29 protein-coding genes are annotated in these 16,564 nt (G+C 36.0%); 28 read left to right on the top strand and 1 reads right to left on the bottom strand.

The features are described from left to right. Window positions 1–19 precede the first annotated feature (19 nt). Complete coding sequence (locus K7G79_RS04095; RefSeq protein ID WP_223549405.1) at window positions 20–1,585, bottom strand: POTRA domain-containing protein; 1,566 nt, start codon at window positions 1,583–1,585, stop codon at window positions 20–22. A gap of 345 nt (window positions 1,586–1,930) precedes the next feature. Here K7G79_RS04095 and rpsL point away from each other — a divergent pair, with 345 nt between their 5' ends. The 28 genes from rpsL to rpsM all read left to right on the top strand — a co-directional run bounded on the left by rpsL (window position 1,931) and on the right by rpsM (window position 16,517). Continuing rightward, window positions 1,931–2,305 (top strand): 30S ribosomal protein S12, encoded by a 375-nt coding sequence (gene rpsL, locus K7G79_RS04090; protein WP_223549403.1) that lies wholly within the window; start codon window positions 1,931–1,933, stop codon window positions 2,303–2,305. Window positions 2,306–2,325: 20 nt separating this feature from the next. Next, complete coding sequence (gene rpsG, locus K7G79_RS04085; protein WP_223549401.1) at window positions 2,326–2,802, top strand: 30S ribosomal protein S7; 477 nt, start codon at window positions 2,326–2,328, stop codon at window positions 2,800–2,802. Between the two features lie 7 nt (window positions 2,803–2,809). Further along, window positions 2,810–4,936 (top strand): elongation factor G, encoded by a 2,127-nt coding sequence (gene fusA, locus K7G79_RS04080; protein ID WP_223549400.1) that lies wholly within the window; start codon window positions 2,810–2,812, stop codon window positions 4,934–4,936. Window positions 4,937–4,947: 11 nt separating this feature from the next. After that, on the top strand, window positions 4,948–5,253 hold the full coding sequence (rpsJ, locus tag K7G79_RS04075; protein WP_223549398.1) for a 30S ribosomal protein S10: 306 nt from the start codon (window positions 4,948–4,950) through the stop codon (window positions 5,251–5,253). A 176-nt stretch (window positions 5,254–5,429) separates the two neighbouring features. Next, window positions 5,430–6,047: a 50S ribosomal protein L3 gene (rplC, locus tag K7G79_RS04070; protein WP_223549396.1), complete on the top strand. Its 618-nt coding sequence runs from the start codon at window positions 5,430–5,432 to the stop codon at window positions 6,045–6,047. Next, window positions 6,047–6,676, top strand: a complete 630-nt coding sequence (rplD, locus tag K7G79_RS04065) for a 50S ribosomal protein L4 (RefSeq protein ID WP_223549395.1) — start codon at window positions 6,047–6,049, stop codon at window positions 6,674–6,676. The genes rplC and rplD overlap by 1 nt, the downstream gene beginning before the upstream one ends. 5 nt (window positions 6,677–6,681) lie before the next feature. Then, window positions 6,682–6,972 carry a 50S ribosomal protein L23 gene (gene rplW, locus K7G79_RS04060; protein WP_223549392.1) on the top strand — a complete coding sequence of 97 codons (291 nt, stop codon included), beginning with the start codon at window positions 6,682–6,684 and terminating at the stop codon, window positions 6,970–6,972. 10 nt (window positions 6,973–6,982) lie between these two features. Further along, window positions 6,983–7,810 (top strand): 50S ribosomal protein L2, encoded by an 828-nt coding sequence (gene rplB, locus K7G79_RS04055; RefSeq protein WP_223549390.1) that lies wholly within the window; start codon window positions 6,983–6,985, stop codon window positions 7,808–7,810. A 3-nt stretch (window positions 7,811–7,813) separates the two neighbouring features. Then, window positions 7,814–8,092: a 30S ribosomal protein S19 gene (gene rpsS, locus K7G79_RS04050; protein WP_013869040.1), complete on the top strand. Its 279-nt coding sequence runs from the start codon at window positions 7,814–7,816 to the stop codon at window positions 8,090–8,092. A gap of 6 nt (window positions 8,093–8,098) precedes the next feature. Next, window positions 8,099–8,506 (top strand): 50S ribosomal protein L22, encoded by a 408-nt coding sequence (gene rplV, locus K7G79_RS04045; protein ID WP_223549388.1) that lies wholly within the window; start codon window positions 8,099–8,101, stop codon window positions 8,504–8,506. Between the two features lie 9 nt (window positions 8,507–8,515). Continuing rightward, window positions 8,516–9,235 carry a 30S ribosomal protein S3 gene (gene rpsC / locus K7G79_RS04040; protein ID WP_223549386.1) on the top strand — a complete coding sequence of 240 codons (720 nt, stop codon included), beginning with the start codon at window positions 8,516–8,518 and terminating at the stop codon, window positions 9,233–9,235. A 20-nt stretch (window positions 9,236–9,255) separates the two neighbouring features. Beyond that, complete coding sequence (gene rplP / locus K7G79_RS04035; protein ID WP_223549384.1) at window positions 9,256–9,675, top strand: 50S ribosomal protein L16; 420 nt, start codon at window positions 9,256–9,258, stop codon at window positions 9,673–9,675. A 13-nt stretch (window positions 9,676–9,688) separates the two neighbouring features. Next, the gene (rpmC, locus tag K7G79_RS04030) at window positions 9,689–9,880 is read left to right on the top strand and encodes a 50S ribosomal protein L29 (RefSeq protein WP_223549383.1); all 192 of its coding nucleotides are present in this window, start codon (window positions 9,689–9,691) and stop codon (window positions 9,878–9,880) included. A gap of 12 nt (window positions 9,881–9,892) precedes the next feature. Continuing rightward, complete coding sequence (rpsQ, locus tag K7G79_RS04025) at window positions 9,893–10,150, top strand: 30S ribosomal protein S17 (protein WP_044626931.1); 258 nt, start codon at window positions 9,893–9,895, stop codon at window positions 10,148–10,150. A 2-nt stretch (window positions 10,151–10,152) separates the two neighbouring features. After that, window positions 10,153–10,521: a 50S ribosomal protein L14 gene (gene rplN, locus K7G79_RS04020; protein ID WP_027138502.1), complete on the top strand. Its 369-nt coding sequence runs from the start codon at window positions 10,153–10,155 to the stop codon at window positions 10,519–10,521. 14 nt (window positions 10,522–10,535) lie between these two features. After that, window positions 10,536–10,847, top strand: a complete 312-nt coding sequence (gene rplX, locus K7G79_RS04015; protein ID WP_223549381.1) for a 50S ribosomal protein L24 — start codon at window positions 10,536–10,538, stop codon at window positions 10,845–10,847. 5 nt (window positions 10,848–10,852) lie between these two features. Then, window positions 10,853–11,404, top strand: a complete 552-nt coding sequence (gene rplE / locus K7G79_RS04010) for a 50S ribosomal protein L5 (protein WP_223549380.1) — start codon at window positions 10,853–10,855, stop codon at window positions 11,402–11,404. A gap of 3 nt (window positions 11,405–11,407) precedes the next feature. After that, window positions 11,408–11,677, top strand: coding sequence for a 30S ribosomal protein S14 (gene rpsN, locus K7G79_RS04005; protein WP_223549378.1), 270 nt, complete (start codon window positions 11,408–11,410; stop codon window positions 11,675–11,677). A 75-nt stretch (window positions 11,678–11,752) separates the two neighbouring features. Beyond that, window positions 11,753–12,151, top strand: a complete 399-nt coding sequence (gene rpsH, locus K7G79_RS04000) for a 30S ribosomal protein S8 (RefSeq protein WP_223549376.1) — start codon at window positions 11,753–11,755, stop codon at window positions 12,149–12,151. A gap of 18 nt (window positions 12,152–12,169) precedes the next feature. Then, window positions 12,170–12,712 (top strand): 50S ribosomal protein L6, encoded by a 543-nt coding sequence (gene rplF / locus K7G79_RS03995; RefSeq protein WP_223549374.1) that lies wholly within the window; start codon window positions 12,170–12,172, stop codon window positions 12,710–12,712. 10 nt (window positions 12,713–12,722) lie between these two features. Further along, the gene (gene rplR, locus K7G79_RS03990; RefSeq protein ID WP_223549372.1) at window positions 12,723–13,079 is read left to right on the top strand and encodes a 50S ribosomal protein L18; all 357 of its coding nucleotides are present in this window, start codon (window positions 12,723–12,725) and stop codon (window positions 13,077–13,079) included. Window positions 13,080–13,085: 6 nt separating this feature from the next. Next, the gene (rpsE, locus tag K7G79_RS03985) at window positions 13,086–13,610 is read left to right on the top strand and encodes a 30S ribosomal protein S5 (protein ID WP_167917012.1); all 525 of its coding nucleotides are present in this window, start codon (window positions 13,086–13,088) and stop codon (window positions 13,608–13,610) included. An 11-nt stretch (window positions 13,611–13,621) separates the two neighbouring features. Beyond that, window positions 13,622–13,801 carry a 50S ribosomal protein L30 gene (rpmD, locus tag K7G79_RS03980; protein ID WP_223549370.1) on the top strand — a complete coding sequence of 60 codons (180 nt, stop codon included), beginning with the start codon at window positions 13,622–13,624 and terminating at the stop codon, window positions 13,799–13,801. 16 nt (window positions 13,802–13,817) lie between these two features. Beyond that, a complete protein-coding gene (gene rplO, locus K7G79_RS03975; protein WP_223549368.1) occupies window positions 13,818–14,270 on the top strand; it encodes a 50S ribosomal protein L15 in 453 nt (150 codons plus the stop codon). A gap of 13 nt (window positions 14,271–14,283) precedes the next feature. Further along, the gene (gene secY, locus K7G79_RS03970) at window positions 14,284–15,630 is read left to right on the top strand and encodes a preprotein translocase subunit SecY (RefSeq protein ID WP_223549365.1); all 1,347 of its coding nucleotides are present in this window, start codon (window positions 14,284–14,286) and stop codon (window positions 15,628–15,630) included. Window positions 15,631–15,643: 13 nt separating this feature from the next. Next, window positions 15,644–15,859 carry a translation initiation factor IF-1 gene (infA, locus tag K7G79_RS03965; RefSeq protein ID WP_007094967.1) on the top strand — a complete coding sequence of 72 codons (216 nt, stop codon included), beginning with the start codon at window positions 15,644–15,646 and terminating at the stop codon, window positions 15,857–15,859. Window positions 15,860–15,919: 60 nt separating this feature from the next. Then, window positions 15,920–16,036, top strand: a complete 117-nt coding sequence (gene ykgO, locus K7G79_RS03960) for a type B 50S ribosomal protein L36 (RefSeq protein WP_013305171.1) — start codon at window positions 15,920–15,922, stop codon at window positions 16,034–16,036. Window positions 16,037–16,142: 106 nt separating this feature from the next. Further along, window positions 16,143–16,517 carry a 30S ribosomal protein S13 gene (gene rpsM / locus K7G79_RS03955; protein WP_223549363.1) on the top strand — a complete coding sequence of 125 codons (375 nt, stop codon included), beginning with the start codon at window positions 16,143–16,145 and terminating at the stop codon, window positions 16,515–16,517. Window positions 16,518–16,564 lie beyond the last annotated feature (47 nt).

Raw genomic sequence — 16,564 nt, 5'->3', positions numbered from 1 at the left:
TAAATTTTAACTGAATTTATTAAAAAGAAGAAGTTAAGCTTAAATGGATTTTAGAATTGGATAATTTGAATTTTTTATTTTCACTTTTTCCATTAGCGTAAACGAACTTAAATAACCCAGATTTTGTTAAAAGGCCAAATCCAAATCCAAATCCAAATAGCTTTTCTTTAGTGGCAATGATTTTGTTTTCAAAATAGGCAGCATCGATTATTGTATGCGCATATATTGAATTGCTCATTTTATATCGGTATTCAGTATTAATTAAACCAAATAATGAGGCATAGAGACTGTTTTCTTCAAATCCTCTAATGGTATTCATGCCTCCAAATCGTAACAATTCATTTTCGAAATAACTATCTGAATTTACACTAGCTCCGTTAAATCTTAAATAAAGACTGTTTCTAATATTGAAACCTATAATTTTTAGAGCGTCAATAGTATATTTTGTTTGACTTTCTGAAATATCAATGGTCTTTCTTTTTCCAAAGAGGGTTTCAATATATAATGTTGAATTTATAGGAAACAACAAATCGTCTGGTTTAAGATTGATATATTGGTAAGCAAAGGCATAGTAATTGGCATTAAGGTCAGTTATTGTAGAGGTGGAGTTTTTAAGGAGGTTATTTGATTTTGTGCCATTGATGCCTGAGTAGATTTTATGTCTAGAGTTAATTTGATATTGAAGCCTTATCGATTGATTTGCGTTGGTAAAGGAGGAATCTCGTTTAAAAAGATATAGCTGGATATCCAATCCAACGGGAGATCTAAATAAATAAGGAAGGGACAGGTTGGCTTCAAAGGTTTTTTGGTCGTTTTCATCGCTTTTATACAAAAGCCTAAAAGTTTCACCATAGTTTAGGTTATTGGAGAGGTTTAAGTTTAGATACCCATCAAATTCAATAGTACCAGAGTCTTCGTTTGAACCAAAACCTAAAAAACCATCAAAATTATTGCTCTTGGTTTTTTCAATATATAAATAGAGAGTAGTGGAGTCTTTTGAAAATAAAACTTCGGGGGGCTTAATTTGACTGGCAAATTTTAAATCGTTCAGTCTTTTGGTTTTAGTCTTAATGGTCGTTAAGTCGAAAGTTTGTTTGGGATTAATTTTTAAATAATGTTTTAAATAAGACTTAGGGAATTTATCGTAACCTTTTATTACGATATTGTCAATGTGTCTTTTTTGATCAAAGGCTTCAATTATTAAACTAGCTTTTAGGTTTTTGCCGTCAATCGATATGTTAGATAGTTTAAGCTTAGTGAATGGATAGCCTTTGTTCACTATTTTTGAGTTCATAATCCATAGAGTGTTTTCAACTTGATTAAAGGGCACCTCAAAATAGTTTTCATTGACATTGCTGGATATTGAATTTAGGACATCAATATCAATTACAGTTTTGTCATAATATATATATATGGTGTTGAATTTTTGATTTATTTGGATTTTGGCAGTAAAAAAAGAGTCGTTATCCTTTTCAATATATTTCAAATCATTTTCAATATAGCCTTGTTTGTAAAGTGTATTTTGAATGGCATGCACCTCATTTATTATGGATTGATAATTGGGGTGAATTTTTAAATAACCCAATGAATCAATTTTTGTAGTTTCTGCTTGGTTTTTTCCTTCAATTTTAAGCCTTAAATTTTGGCTATTAATTTTCGAAGAAAAAAAGACATATAATATAAGGACTAAAAAGGTGGTTTTTTGCACGTTTATTTATTCTTGAATAAATCTTAAAAACTACATAATGTTACTGGTTACTGTAAAGTAAACACAATGTAAATCTAACGTAAAATAGATACTAATAATATAACGACTTAACTTATTTTTCGATTCACTTAAAAATTAATGATTTAGGGTTTGAATAATTCATTTTAATTTCTACCTTTGCAGCCCTCTAAGAAGAGGATTTTTAAATTTATATAATAATTTATGCCAACAATTTCACAATTAGTAAGAACAGGAAGAGCCAAAATAACCAAGAAGAGTAAATCGGCTGCTTTAAATTCTTGTCCTCAAAGACGTGGCGTATGTACCCGTGTTTACACTACAACACCTAAGAAACCAAATTCCGCTATGCGTAAGGTAGCTAGGGTAAGGTTAACTAATGGTAACGAGGTGAACGCATACATTCCAGGAGAAGGACACAATTTACAAGAGCACTCGATAGTATTGGTTAGAGGTGGAAGGGTAAAGGATTTACCGGGAGTTAGATATCATATTGTGCGTGGTGCTTTGGATACTGCTGGTGTGCAAGGTAGAACGCAACGTAGATCTAAGTACGGTGCTAAACGCCCTAAAAAGTAATTAAACTTTAAGAAGAAGACATGAGAAAAAGACAAGCTAAAAAGAGACCACTTTTACCAGACCCAAGATTTAACGATCAGTTGGTAACACGTTTTGTGAACAACATGATGTGGGATGGTAAGAAGTCTGTAGCGTTTAAGGTATTCTACGATGCGATTGATATTGTAGATGCTAAGAAAACTGATGAAGAAAAATCGGCTTTAGAAATTTGGAAGGACGCTTTATCTAATGTAATGCCTCACGTAGAAGTACGTAGTCGTCGTGTTGGTGGTGCTACATTCCAAATTCCAATGCAAATTCGTCCAGATCGAAAAATTTCAACTGCCATGAAGTGGTTAATCGGTTACTCTCGTAAGCGTAACGAAAAATCAATGGCACAACGTTTAGCAGCTGAGATCTTAGCAGCAGCTAAAGAAGAAGGCGCGGCAGTTAAAAAACGAGTAGATACTCATAAAATGGCAGAAGCTAACAAAGCTTTCTCTCACTTTAGATTTTAATTAGGACATGGCAAGAGATTTAAAATATACTAGGAATATAGGTATTGCTGCGCATATAGATGCAGGAAAAACAACAACTACAGAGCGTATCCTTTACTATACCGGTGTATCGCACAAAATAGGTGAGGTACATGATGGTGCAGCTACTATGGACTGGATGGAGCAAGAACAAGAAAGAGGTATTACCATTACTTCTGCTGCGACTACCTGTACATGGAATTTCCCATTGGAAAATGGTCAGCCAATCGATGATACAAAAGGATATCACTTTAACATTATTGATACCCCTGGTCACGTTGACTTTACCGTTGAGGTTAACCGTTCGCTACGTGTATTGGATGGTTTGGTATTCTTGTTTAGTGCAGTAGATGGTGTTGAGCCACAATCTGAAACTAACTGGAGGCTAGCAGATAATTACAAGGTGCCTCGTATAGGTTTTGTTAACAAAATGGACCGTCAGGGCTCTAACTTTTTAGGGGTTTGTCAACAGGTTAAGGATATGTTGAAGTCTAACGCAGTGCCAATTGTATTAAATATTGGTGATGAGGCAGACTTTAAAGGAATTATCGATTTGGTAAAAAACCGTGCTATTGTTTGGCATGATGAAACCCAGGGAGCTACTTTTGATGTTATTGAAATTCCCGAAGAATTAAAAGAAGAAGCCCATAAGTATCGTGCACTTTTAATAGAAGAAGTAGCTACTTATGATGAAAATCTTTTAGAAAAATTTATGGAAGATGAAGATTCTATTACAGAAGAAGAAGTGCACGCTGCGCTTAGAGCTGCTGTAATGGATATGGCTATCATTCCTATGATTTGTGGGTCTTCATTTAAAAATAAAGGGGTACAGTTCTTATTGGATGCTGTTTGTCGTTACTTACCTTCTCCATTAGATAGAGATAATATTGTAGGAACAAATCCAGATACAGGTGCTGAAATATCGCGTAAGCCAGATGCTAAAGAACCATTTTCCGCTTTAGCATTTAAAATTGCTACCGATCCTTTCGTAGGACGTTTGGCATTCTTCCGTGCATACTCAGGACGTTTAGATGCAGGATCTTATATCTTGAACAACCGTTCAGGTAAAAAAGAGCGTATTTCTCGTATTTACCAAATGCACTCAAATAAACAAAATGCTATTGAATATATTGAAGCTGGAGATATAGGGGCTGCAGTAGGATTCAAAGATATTAAGACAGGTGATACCATGTCTGATGAAAAACACCCTATAGTATTGGAATCCATGGATTTCCCAGATCCAGTAATTGGTATTGCTGTTGAGCCAAAAACTAAAGCTGATGTAGATAAACTAGGTATGGCTTTAAGTAAATTGGCTGAAGAAGATCCAACATTTACTGTTAGAACCGATGAGGCTTCAGGGCAAACCATTATTTCTGGTATGGGTGAGCTTCACTTGGATATTATTGTAGACCGTTTAAGACGTGAATTTAAGGTTGAAGTAAACCAAGGTCAGCCACAAGTAGAGTATAAAGAAGCGATTACACAACTTGCCGAGCACAGAGAAGTTTACAAAAAGCAATCTGGTGGACGTGGTAAATTCGCAGATATTGTATTTAAACTTGAACCAGCCGAAGAAGGTAAGCAAGGTCTTGAGTTTGTATCAGAGATTAAGGGAGGTAACATTCCTAAGGAATTTATTCCTTCTGTTGAAAAAGGATTTAAAGAAGCCATGAAGAATGGTCCATTGGCAGGTTACGAAGTAGATGCTATGAAAGTAACATTAACGGATGGATCTTATCACGATGTAGATTCTGATCAGTTATCGTTTGAATTAGCTGCTAAGATAGGATTTAAAGCTGCTGCAAAAGCTGCAAAAGCTGTAATTATGGAACCTATTATGAAATTGGAGGTATTGACTCCAGAAGAAAACATGGGTGACATTGTAGGAGACCTTAACCGTCGTCGTGGTCAAGTAAATGATATGAGCGATAGAGCAGGATCTAAAGTTGTAAAAGCCAATGTGCCATTATCTGAAATGTTCGGTTATGTAACATCACTACGTACATTATCATCTGGTCGCGCAACATCAACTATGGAATTTTCACATTATGCTGAAACACCTTCTAATATATCTGAAGAAGTAATCAAGGCAGCTAAAGGCGTTGAAGTTTAAAAACTAAGAACATGAGTCAGAAAATCAGAATAAAATTAAAATCTTACGATCACAACTTGGTAGATAAATCTGCCGATAAGATTGTAAAAACAGTAAAGAGTACAGGTGCTGTAGTAACTGGTCCTATTCCATTACCAACGCACAAGAAAATTTTCACTGTATTACGTTCTCCACACGTAAACAAGAAATCTAGAGAGCAATTCCAATTAAGTTCATTTAAGCGCTTATTGGATATCTACTCTTCTTCATCAAAAACTATCGATGCTTTGATGAAGCTTGAATTACCAAGTGGCGTAGAAGTAGAGATAAAAGTATAGTTTGTTATTCCGAACATGTTTCGGAATCTTACATGTCCCACCGATGCGGTCGCGGGAAAAACGGAAAAATACATTTCAGGGACGAAAAGTATTTTGTCCCTGAAATATTTTAAATAGTAAATTAATTATTAACAAGATTGTAGACAAGTATCTGCAATCGTAAATCAAAAATCAGTATGTCTGGGTTAATTGGAAAAAAAATCGGTATGACCAGCATCTTCGACGAAAACGGGAAAAATATTCCCTGTACTGTAATCGAAGCTGGACCATGTATCGTTACCCAAGTCAGAACCAAAGAAGTTGATGGCTATGAAGCAGTTCAGCTTGGTTTCGATGACGCGACAGAAAAAAGCGCTACTAAGGCAGACTTAGGTCATGCTAAAAAAGCGGGTACTTCTGTAAAACGCAAAGTCGTAGAATTTAAGGGTTTTGACGAGGAGTACAAGTTAGGTGATGCAATCACCGTAGAACATTTCAACGAAGGAGAATTTGTTGATATTGCAGGAACGTCAAAAGGAAAAGGTTTCCAAGGTGTTGTAAAGCGTCATGGCTTTGGAGGAGTAGGTCAGTCTACCCACGGGCAACACAACCGTTTAAGAGCACCAGGTTCTATTGGAGCTGCATCTTACCCTGCGAGAGTATTCAAAGGCATGAAAATGGCCGGAAGAATGGGTGGAGTAAAAGTGAAAGTTCAAAATTTAAGGGTTTTAAAAGTAGTTCCAGAAAAGAACTTACTTGTTGTTAAAGGTTGTGTGCCTGGACACAAAAACGCTTATGTAATTATTAGAAAGTAATGAAAGTAGCAGTTTTAGATATAAACGGAAAAGACACTGGTAGAAAAGCCGAGCTTTCTAAAGAAGTGTTTGCTATTGAGCCTAATAATCATGCAGTGTATTTAGATGTTAAGCAATACTTAGCTAACCAAAGACAAGGGACTCACAAGTCTAAGGAAAGAAGTGAGATTGCAGGAAGTACACGTAAGATTAAAAAACAAAAAGGTACTGGTACAGCTAGAGCAGGTAGTATTAAGTCTGGAGTGTTTAAAGGTGGTGGGCGTATGTTTGGTCCAAGGCCTAGAAATTATAGCTTCAAACTTAATAAGAATTTAAAGCGTTTAGCACGTAAATCGGCTTTAAGTATCAAAGCTAACGAGAAGTCGATAGTTGTTTTGGAGGACTTCAATTTTGATGCACCTAAAACCAAAAACTTTACTGCGGTTTTAAAGGCTTTAGACTTAGAAAACAAAAAATCTTTGTTTGTGTTGGGTGGCTCAAATAATAATGTATATTTGTCATCGCGTAATTTAAAAGGCTCTGAAGTTATAACAAACTCAGAATTAAATACTTACAAGATTTTAAATGCTAATCAAGTAGTGCTTTTAGAAGGCGCATTAGAAGGAATAGAATCAAATTTAAGTAAATAGAAACCATGAGTATCTTAATTAAACCTATAATTACTGAAAAGGCGACAGCAGATAGCGAGATGAAAAATTGCTATTGGTTTTCAGTGAACCCAAAGGCGAACAAGATAGAAATTAAACAAGCGGTTGAGGCTGCTTATGGTGTTTCTGTTGAAAAAGTTCGTACAATAAATGTCCGTCCAGATAGAAGAACACGTTATACAAAAACGGGTATTCAACATGGTAAAACAAACGCTGTGAAAAAAGCGGTTGTACAACTGGCGGAAGGTGAAATGATTGATTTATACAGTAACATGTAATTAGACAACAATGTCAGTAAGAAAATTAAAACCAATCACACCAGGGCAGCGTTTTAGAGTAGTAAATGGATTTGACGCCATTACTACTGATAAGCCGGAGAAAAGTTTATTGGCTCCGAAAAAAAGGTCTGGTGGTAGAAACAGTCAAGGAAAAATGACCATGCGTTACATAGGTGGTGGTCATAAGAAAAAGTATCGTATTATCGATTTTAAACGTAACAAAACTGGTATTCCAGCCGAGGTTAAAACGATAGAATACGATCCAAACAGAACCGCTTTTATTGCCTTATTGAACTATCAAGATGGTGAGAAAAGATACATTATTGCTCAAAATGGTTTACAGGTTGGGCAAAATGTTGTGTCTGGTAACGAGGGTATTGCTCCTGAAATTGGAAACGCTATGCCATTAAGTCAAATTCCATTAGGAACTATTATTTCTTGTGTGGAGTTGCGTCCAGGTCAAGGTGCTGTAATGGCTCGTAGTGCTGGGGCTTTTGCCCAGTTAATGGCTAGGGATGGCAAATTTGCTACTATTAAATTACCTTCTGGTGAGACCCGTTTAGTGTTGACTACTTGTATGGCTACTATAGGGGTTGTTTCTAACTCAGACCATCAGTTGCTTATCTCTGGTAAAGCTGGTAGAACGAGATGGTTAGGTAGAAGACCGCGTACTAGACCAGTAGTAATGAACCCAATCGATCACCCAATGGGTGGTGGTGAAGGACGTGCTTCTGGAGGTCACCCAAGATCTAGAAAAGGTATCCCAGCTAAAGGTTATAGAACACGTTCTAAAACTAAAGCAAGTAATAAATATATTGTAGAACGTAGAAAGAAATAAGACATGGCAAGATCATTAAAAAAAGGACCTTACGTTCATTATAAATTAGAAAGAAAAGTTGCTGCAAACGTAGAAGCTAACAAAAAAACGGTAATCAAAACTTGGTCTAGAGCTAGTATGATTACGCCTGATTTTGTTGGGCAAACCATAGCAGTACACAATGGCCGCCAATTTGTACCAGTTTATGTGACTGAAAACATGGTAGGTCATAAATTAGGAGAATTTTCACCAACACGTTCATTCCGTGGACATGCAGGTGCTAAAAACAAAGGTAAAAAGTAGTAAGCTATGGGAAGTCGTAAAAAACAAATGGCAGACGCTATTAAGGAAGAAAAAAAGCAAATCGCTTTTGCAAAGCTTAATAACTGTCCTACGTCACCAAGAAAAATGCGTTTAGTAGCCGATTTAGTAAGAGGTGAACGCGTAGAAAAAGCACTTAATATCTTAAAATTCAACCAAAAAGAAGCATCAGCTCGTTTAGAAAAGTTATTGCTTTCTGCCATAGCTAACTGGCAAGCAAAAAACGAAGATGCAGATGTAGAGTCGGCTGAATTGTTTGTAAAAGAAATTAGAGTTGATGGTGGATCAATGTTGAAGAGATTGCGTCCAGCACCACAAGGCCGTGCACACCGAATTAGAAAACGTTCCAACCACGTAACATTAGTGGTTGGTGCTAACAATAACACACAAAGCTAAGATAGAAGTATGGGACAAAAGACAAATCCAATCGGAAATCGCTTAGGAATTATCAGGGGATGGGAATCTAACTGGTACGGAGGAGACGATTATGGCGACAAGCTAGCCGAAGACGATAAAATTAGAAAGTACGTTCACGTACGTCTAGCTAAAGCTAGTGTGAGTAGAGTAATTATTGAAAGAACTCTTAAGCTTGTAACCGTTACTATCACTACGGCACGTCCAGGTATCATTATTGGTAAAGGCGGTCAAGAGGTAGACAAGTTAAAAGAAGAACTTAAAAAAATTACTGGTAAAGAGGTTCAGATTAACATCTTTGAAATTAAAAGACCTGAACTGGATGCGTTTTTAGTAGCATCAAGTATTGCCCGTCAAATAGAGAATCGTATCTCTTACCGTCGTGCAATAAAAATGGCTATTGCTGCTACAATGCGTATGAATGCTGAAGGAATCAAGATTCAAATTAGTGGTCGTTTAAATGGTGCTGAAATGGCACGTAGCGAACACTATAAAGAAGGACGTATTCCATTATCAACATTTAGGGCCGATATTGACTATGCTTTAGTAGAAGCACATACTACTTATGGTAGATTAGGTGTTAAAGTATGGATCATGAAAGGTGAAGTATATGGTAAAAGAGAGCTTTCTCCGCTTGTAGGATTATCTAAAAAGCAAGGTGGAAAAGGTGGAGCAGGACGAGGAACTAAAGCACCTCGTCGTAGAAAGTAATTTTTTAAAGTAAAAGAAAAATGTTACAGCCTAAAAGAACAAAATTTCGTAAGCAGCAAAAAGGACGTATGAAAGGGATTTCCCAAAGAGGAAATCAACTTTCTAACGGTACTTTTGGTATAAAAGCATTAGACTCGAATTTTTTAACATCACGCCAAATAGAAGCAGCGCGTATTGCCGCTACACGTTACATGAAAAGGGAAGGGCAACTTTGGATTAAAATATTTCCAGACAAACCAATCACTAAAAAGCCTCTTGAAGTACGTATGGGTAAAGGTAAAGGTGCCGTTGAGTATTGGGTAGCTGTTGTGAAACCAGGACGTGTTTTATTTGAAATTGGTGGGGTGCCATTAGATATTGCTAAAGAAGCATTACGTTTGGCAGCACAAAAACTACCGGTTAAGACTAAGTTTGTTATTGCTAGAGATTACGAAGCATAATTTATTTAATGATATGAAACAATCAGAAATTAAAGAATTATCTACAGCTGAGTTACAAGAGAAACTTGGTGAGACCAAAAAGAGTTATACAGACCTTAAACTGGCACACGCAATATCTCCTTTAGAGAATCCAATTCAATTACGTACTATTAGACGTACTGTAGCTAGAATTGCGACTGAATTAACTAAAAGAGAATTACAATAATTCTGCTGAAAGATGGAAACAAGAAATTTAAGAAAAGAACGTATAGGAGTTGTTACAAGTAACAAAATGCAGAAGTCTATTGTGGTTTCTGAGGTGAAAAAGGTAAAGCATCCTATGTATGGAAAATTCGTTTTAAAAACGAAAAAGTACGTAGCACACGACGAGAAAAATGACTGCAACGAAGGTGATACGGTAAGGATCATGGAAACACGTCCTTTAAGTAAATCCAAGTGTTGGAGATTAGTTGAAATAATTGAAAGAGCGAAGTAATTATGGTACAACAAGAATCAAGACTTAAGGTAGCAGATAACACTGGAGCAAAAGAGGTATTGACCATTCGTGTTCTAGGTGGTACTAAAAGAAGATATGCTTCTGTAGGAGACAAAATTGTAGTTTCCGTTAAAGATGCAACACCTAATGGAAACATTAAAAAGGGTGCTGTTTCTACTGCAGTTGTAGTACGTACTGTAAAAGAAGTAAGAAGGCCTGACGGATCTTATATTAGATTTGATGATAATGCTTGTGTACTTTTAAACCCAGCAGGTGAAATGAGAGGTACTCGTGTATTTGGTCCTGTTGCAAGGGAACTTCGTGATAAACAGTTTATGAAAATTGTATCATTAGCACCTGAGGTGCTTTAATACAAATTATTAAGATGGGAAAGCTTAAAATAAAAACAGGAGATACAGTACGTGTTATTGCCGGAGACCATAAAGGTTCAGAAGGAAAAGTACAGAAAGTATTTATCGATAAGAACAAAGCTATCGTAGAGGGTGTAAACTTAGTAAAGAAACATACTAAGCCAAGTGCACAAAATCCTCAGGGTGGTATCGTAGAGAAAGAAGCACCAATCCATGTATCTAATTTATCGTTGTTAACTTCAAAAGGAGAAACAACTAGAATTGGTTACAAAATGGAAGGTGATAAGAAAGTAAGATTTTCAACAAAATCTAAAGAAGTAATTTAGTAGTTATGGCATATTCACCAAGACTTAAGGAAGAGTATAAAAGCAGAGTAATTGCTGCTCTTACAGACGAATTTGGATATAAAAATGTAATGCAGGTTCCTAAACTTAAAAAGATAGTAATATCTAAAGGAGTTGGAGCTGCAGTTGCAGACAAAAAGTTAATAGACTACGCTGTAGAAGAATTAACTACTATATCTGGACAAAAAGCTATAGCAACCATATCTAAAAAAGATGTTGCTTCTTTTAAATTACGTAAAGGCATGCCAATTGGTGCCAAAGTTACTTTACGAGGCGAGAGAATGTACGAGTTTTTAGATCGTTTAGTTACTTCTGCCTTACCACGGGTAAGAGATTTTAACGGTATAAAGGCTACAGGTTTTGACGGACGCGGTAACTACAACTTAGGTATTACCGAACAAATCATCTTTCCAGAAATAAATATCGATAAGGTAAACAGAATTTCTGGTATGGATATTACTTTTGTAACGTCTGCCGAAACAGATAAGGAAGCAAAATCATTATTAACTGAATTAGGGTTACCTTTTAAAAAGAACTAAGTTATGGCTAAAGAATCAATGAAAGCCCGTGAGGTAAAAAGAGCAAAAATAGTAGCTAAATACGCAGCTAAACGTAAAGCTTTAAAAGAAGCTGGAGATTACGAAGCGTTACAAAAGTTACCAAAAAATGCTTCCCCAATACGTCAGCATAATAGATGTAAATTAACAGGGAGACCTAAGGGATATATGAGAGTTTTTGGAATTTCTCGTGTAACGTTTAGGGAAATGGCTAACCAAGGTCTTATTCCAGGCGTAAAAAAGGCTAGCTGGTAAAAAAAGAATTATAAACTGGTTGAAGGTTCAAAGCCGAGGGACGGTATTGAAAACCACATCCGCAAATTAATAAATATGTATACAGATCCAATTTCGGATTATCTTACTAGAATTAGAAACGCAGTGCGTGCCAACCACAGAGTGGTGGAGATTCCTGCTTCTAATTTAAAAAAGGACATCACTAAAATATTATTCGAGCAAGGATATATTTTAAGTTACAAGTTTGATGATTCAACAGTACAGGGCACTATTAAAATAGCGCTTAAGTACAACAAAGAAACTAAAGAACCCGTAATTAAAAAACTTCAACGTGTTAGTAAACCAGGTTTACGTAAGTATGCTGGTGCTAATGAATTACCTAGAATTTTGAATGGTCTTGGTGTAGCTATCGTTTCAACGTCTCATGGCGTTATGACAGGTAAACAAGCTAAAAGAGAAAATGTAGGTGGCGAAGTTTTATGTTTCGTTTACTAATATTAAAACCCAAAAGAAATGTCAAGAATAGGAAATAATCCAGTAGCCATTCCAGAAGGTGTAACAGTAGACGTAAACGATAACGTAATTACTGTAAAAGGAAAATTGGGAGAGTTAACACAAAGTTTTGATGCTGTAGAGGTAAAAGTAGAAGAAGGTAATGTATTGGTTACTCGCTCTTCTGATACTAAAGACCAAAAAGCAAAACATGGTTTATATAGAGCTTTAGTAAACAACATGATAGAAGGTGTTTCTAAAGGTTGGTCTAAGGAATTGGAATTGGTTGGTGTAGGTTATAGAGCATCTAACCAAGGTCAAAAATTAGATTTAGCATTAGGATTCTCACATAACATTGTAATGGACATTGCTCCTGAAGTTAAAGTTGAAACAGTTTCTGAAAAAGGAAAGAACCCTATCGTTAAATTAACGTCTCATGATAAACAACTTGTAGGTCAGGTAGCGGCTAAGATTCGTAGCTTTAGAAAACCAGAGCCTTACAAAGGAAAAGGTATCAAGTTTGTTGGTGAAGAAATAAGAAGAAAAGCAGGTAAATCAGCTTAATAATTTAGTTATGGCATTGACAAAGAACGAAAGAAGATTAAGAATAAAGAACAGAATAAGAAAGGTAGTTTCTGGTACAGAAGCGAGACCTAGATTGGCTGTTTACAGAAGTAATAAAGAAATTTATGCCCAAATAGTTGATGATGTAACTGGAAAAACCATTGTTGCTGCATCTTCAAGGGATAAAGATATTGATACTGCTAAAGCAAATAAAACTGAAGCTGCTGCCCTTGTAGGTAAAGCTTTAGCTGAAAAAGCTTTAAAGGCAGGAGTAGAGACCATTGCTTTCGACAGAGGTGGTTATTTGTATCACGGTAGAGTTAAATCATTAGCCGACGGAGCTAGAGAAGCAGGACTTAAATTCTAAGAAATTATGTTTCAAAAATATAAAAGTGCAGAGTTAGTAAAACCAGGTGGATTAGATCTTAAAGATCGTTTAGTTGGTGTACAAAGAGTTACTAAAGTAACTAAAGGTGGTAGAGCTTTTGGCTTTTCAGCGATTGTAGTGGTTGGTGATGAAGCTGGTGTTGTAGGACAAGGCTTAGGAAAATCTAAAGACGTAGCTAGTGCTATTGCAAAAGCCGTGGAAGATGCCAAGAAAAACTTGGTTAGAATTCCTATTAGAAAAGGAACGTTGCCACACGAACAAAAAGGAAAATACGGTGGAGCAAGGGTAAATATCATACCTGCGGCACCTGGTACAGGAGTTATAGCCGGTGGTGCTGTAAGAACGGTATTGGAAGCTGTTGGTGTACACGATGTATTATCTAAATCGCAAGGGTCTTCTAATCCACACAATGTAGTAAAGGCAACATTCGATGCTTTATTACAATTAAGGGACGCTAATACCATTGCAAGGGATAGAGGTATTTCACTTGAAAAAGTTTTTAACGCTTAATACGATCAGAAATGGGAAAGATTAAAGTAACAAAAGTTAAAAGCGCTATCAATCGTACGCTAAGACAAAAAAGAACTTTAGAAGCTCTTGGTCTTAAAAAGATTGGTCAAGTAAAAGAGCATGAAGCGACGCCTAACATTTTAGGGATGATTGCTAAAGTTTCACATTTAGTTTCTGTTGAAGAAGCTTAAAAATATAAACTGAAAAATGGATTTAAGTAACTTACAGCCGGCAGAAGGTTCGGTAAAAACACAAGGCAAGCGAGTAGGTCGCGGACAAGGATCTGGTAAAGGTGGTACTGCTACCCGTGGTCACAAAGGTGCTAAGTCGCGTTCTGGTTATTCTAAGAAAATAGGATTTGAAGGTGGACAAATGCCACTTCAAAGACGTGTACCTAAATTTGGTTTTAATAACATTAATCGCGTGGAATATCAAGGTGTCAATTTGGATACGTTACAACAGTTGGTGGATGACAAGAAAATTAAGGATACTGTAGATTTTGAAACCTTATTCGTAAACCGTTTGGTTGATAAGAACGACTTGGTTAAAGTATTAGGTCGTGGCGAATTAAAAGCTAAATTAAAAGTATCTGCCCACAAGTTCTCTGCTTCGGCTAAAGCTGCTATAGAAGCTGCAGGTGGTGAGGCAATAACGTTATAAGACTATACAATACATGAAGTTTATAGAATCAATAAAGAATGTTTGGAAAATTGAGGAACTAAGAAACAGAATCATATTAACCTTGAGTCTGTTATTGGTTTATCGATTTGGTGCCCAAGTTGTTTTACCAGGAATTGACGCTGAACAGTTAAGTGGCTTGGCAGATAGCACTGAAGGTGGTATATTAGGATTACTTAGTGCTTTTACTGGTGGAGCTTTTGCAAATGCTTCTGTTTTTGCATTAGGTATCATGCCATACATTTCTGCTTCTATTGTGGTTCAGTTAATGGGAATAGCTATTCCATATTTACAAAAACTACAAAAAGAAGGCGCAAGTGGCCAGAAGAAAATAACACAAATTACACGCTGGTTAACCATCGGTATTTGTTTGTTACAGGCGCCAGGATATCTTGCTAGTCTACCAGCATTGGGTGTGCCTCAATCGGCTTTCTTATTAGGAACCGGAGGTTTGTTCTATTTTTCATCTGTTGTAATATTAGTAACCGGGTGTATTTTCGCTATGTGGTTAGGAGAAAAAATTACTGATAAGGGTATTGGTAATGGTATTTCCTTATTAATTATGGTTGGTATTATTGCCACTTTGCCACAAGCGTTTTTACAAAATGCTGCTACGAGATTAGAAGGTAATAACGTGATGCTTATTCTTTTTGAATTGGTAATATGGTTCGTTATTATTTTGTTGTCTATTCTATTGGTTATGGCTGTTAGAAAAATAGCTGTACAATATGCCAGAAGAACGGCTTCTGGAGGCTATGAAAGAAATGTAATGGCTGGTTCCAGACAATATATTCCGTTAAAATTGAATGCTTCTGGTGTAATGCCAATTATATTTGCTCAAGCTATCATGTTTGTGCCTAGTTTAATTGGTGGTTCAGCTTTATTGAAAGAAACGGCTGTTGGAGCATGGATGCAAACACAATTTTCGGATATGTTTGGATTTTGGTATAATGTGGTGTTTGCATTGTTGATTATAGTATTTACCTATTTCTATACTGCAATTACAGTACCTACCAATAAGATGGCTGATGATTTAAAGCGCAGTGGGGGTTTTATTCCCGGCATTCGTCCAGGTTCTGAAACATCAGAGTATTTGGATAAGATCATGTCTCAAATAACATTGCCTGGTTCTATATTTTTAGCATTAATTGCTGTTTTTCCAGCATTCATTGTTAAGTTGATGAACGTACAATCTAATTGGGCCATATTTTTTGGAGGTACTTCGCTATTGATTATGGTTGGCGTAGCTATAGACACCATGCAACAGATAAATGCCTATTTGTTGAATAGACATTATGATGGCTTGATGAAAACTGGTAAAAATAGAAAAGCAGTAGCTTAATATATTATAAACTATGGCAAAACAAGCAGCAATAGAACAGGACGGAACAATTATAGAAGCATTATCTAATGCTATGTTTCGTGTTGAACTAGAAAACGGCCATATTGTTACGGCACATATTTCTGGTAAAATGCGGATGCATTACATTAAATTGTTACCTGGCGATAAAGTAAAATTAGAAATGAGTCCTTACGATTTAACTAAGGCTCGCATCACTTATAGATATTAAAAATTTGAACTTTTGGTTTAGCGTAGTCGAAACCACAAAGAGTTCCAAAATTCAAAAAAGATGAAAGTAAGAGCATCAGTTAAAAAGAGAAGCGCAGATTGTAAAATAGTGCGCAGAAAAGGAAGACTTTACGTGATAAACAAAAAGAATCCTAGATTTAAACAAAGACAAGGTTAAAATAGATAAAAGTCATTAGTTTATTAGAAGTTAGATGAATCTGTTCGAAATAGAAATGTTTAGGATTCTAACAACTAAAAACTAACAACTAAAAACTAAAATTAGTATGGCAAGAATTGCAGGTGTAGACATACCAAAAAACAAAAGAGGAGCTATCTCTTTAACCTATATTTATGGAATAGGTAAAAGTAGGGCAAAGGAAATTTTAGCAACTGCTAAAGTTGACGAAAACACTAAAGTTCAAGATTGGACAGACGACGAAATTGGAGCAATCCGTGAGGCTGTTGGAACTTATACAATTGAAGGTGAATTACGTTCTGAAACCCAATTAAACATTAAGCGTTTAATGGATATTGGATGTTACAGAGGTATTCGTCATAGAGCTGGACTTCCACTTAGAGGTCAGCGAACAAAGAATAACTCCAGAACCAGAAAAGGTAGAAGAAAAACTGTTGCTAACAAGAAAAAGGCAACTAAATAATAATTAAACAATAGTCATTAGTCATTAGTATTTGGACGTTAGAAGAA

The sequence above is a fragment of the Aestuariivivens sp. NBU2969 genome, assembly GCF_019931125.1.
GTDB classification, from domain to species: Bacteria; Bacteroidota; Bacteroidia; order Flavobacteriales; family Flavobacteriaceae; genus Aestuariivivens; species Aestuariivivens marinum.
This window is presented reverse-complemented; position numbering and strand designations above follow the sequence as displayed.

Bases quoted from the DNA above. Each gene is read 5' to 3' on its own strand.
- rpsL (WP_223549403.1), top strand. From the start codon at position 1,931: ATGCCAACAATTTCACAATTAGTAAGAACAGGAAGAGCCAAAATAACC.
- rpsG (WP_223549401.1), top strand. From the start codon at position 2,326: ATGAGAAAAAGACAAGCTAAAAAGAGACCACTTTTACCAGACCCAAGA.
- fusA (WP_223549400.1), top strand. From the start codon at position 2,810: ATGGCAAGAGATTTAAAATATACTAGGAATATAGGTATTGCTGCGCAT.
- rpsJ (WP_223549398.1), top strand. From the start codon at position 4,948: ATGAGTCAGAAAATCAGAATAAAATTAAAATCTTACGATCACAACTTG.
- rplC (WP_223549396.1), top strand. From the start codon at position 5,430: ATGTCTGGGTTAATTGGAAAAAAAATCGGTATGACCAGCATCTTCGAC.
- rplD (WP_223549395.1), top strand. From the start codon at position 6,047: ATGAAAGTAGCAGTTTTAGATATAAACGGAAAAGACACTGGTAGAAAA.
- rplW (WP_223549392.1), top strand. From the start codon at position 6,682: ATGAGTATCTTAATTAAACCTATAATTACTGAAAAGGCGACAGCAGAT.
- rplB (WP_223549390.1), top strand. From the start codon at position 6,983: ATGTCAGTAAGAAAATTAAAACCAATCACACCAGGGCAGCGTTTTAGA.
- rpsS (WP_013869040.1), top strand. From the start codon at position 7,814: ATGGCAAGATCATTAAAAAAAGGACCTTACGTTCATTATAAATTAGAA.
- rplV (WP_223549388.1), top strand. From the start codon at position 8,099: ATGGGAAGTCGTAAAAAACAAATGGCAGACGCTATTAAGGAAGAAAAA.
- rpsC (WP_223549386.1), top strand. From the start codon at position 8,516: ATGGGACAAAAGACAAATCCAATCGGAAATCGCTTAGGAATTATCAGG.
- rplP (WP_223549384.1), top strand. From the start codon at position 9,256: ATGTTACAGCCTAAAAGAACAAAATTTCGTAAGCAGCAAAAAGGACGT.
- rpmC (WP_223549383.1), top strand. From the start codon at position 9,689: ATGAAACAATCAGAAATTAAAGAATTATCTACAGCTGAGTTACAAGAG.
- rpsQ (WP_044626931.1), top strand. From the start codon at position 9,893: ATGGAAACAAGAAATTTAAGAAAAGAACGTATAGGAGTTGTTACAAGT.
- rplN (WP_027138502.1), top strand. From the start codon at position 10,153: ATGGTACAACAAGAATCAAGACTTAAGGTAGCAGATAACACTGGAGCA.
- rplX (WP_223549381.1), top strand. From the start codon at position 10,536: ATGGGAAAGCTTAAAATAAAAACAGGAGATACAGTACGTGTTATTGCC.
- rplE (WP_223549380.1), top strand. From the start codon at position 10,853: ATGGCATATTCACCAAGACTTAAGGAAGAGTATAAAAGCAGAGTAATT.
- rpsN (WP_223549378.1), top strand. From the start codon at position 11,408: ATGGCTAAAGAATCAATGAAAGCCCGTGAGGTAAAAAGAGCAAAAATA.
- rpsH (WP_223549376.1), top strand. From the start codon at position 11,753: ATGTATACAGATCCAATTTCGGATTATCTTACTAGAATTAGAAACGCA.
- rplF (WP_223549374.1), top strand. From the start codon at position 12,170: ATGTCAAGAATAGGAAATAATCCAGTAGCCATTCCAGAAGGTGTAACA.
- rplR (WP_223549372.1), top strand. From the start codon at position 12,723: ATGGCATTGACAAAGAACGAAAGAAGATTAAGAATAAAGAACAGAATA.
- rpsE (WP_167917012.1), top strand. From the start codon at position 13,086: ATGTTTCAAAAATATAAAAGTGCAGAGTTAGTAAAACCAGGTGGATTA.
- rpmD (WP_223549370.1), top strand. From the start codon at position 13,622: ATGGGAAAGATTAAAGTAACAAAAGTTAAAAGCGCTATCAATCGTACG.
- rplO (WP_223549368.1), top strand. From the start codon at position 13,818: ATGGATTTAAGTAACTTACAGCCGGCAGAAGGTTCGGTAAAAACACAA.
- secY (WP_223549365.1), top strand. From the start codon at position 14,284: ATGAAGTTTATAGAATCAATAAAGAATGTTTGGAAAATTGAGGAACTA.
- infA (WP_007094967.1), top strand. From the start codon at position 15,644: ATGGCAAAACAAGCAGCAATAGAACAGGACGGAACAATTATAGAAGCA.
- ykgO (WP_013305171.1), top strand. From the start codon at position 15,920: ATGAAAGTAAGAGCATCAGTTAAAAAGAGAAGCGCAGATTGTAAAATA.
- rpsM (WP_223549363.1), top strand. From the start codon at position 16,143: ATGGCAAGAATTGCAGGTGTAGACATACCAAAAAACAAAAGAGGAGCT.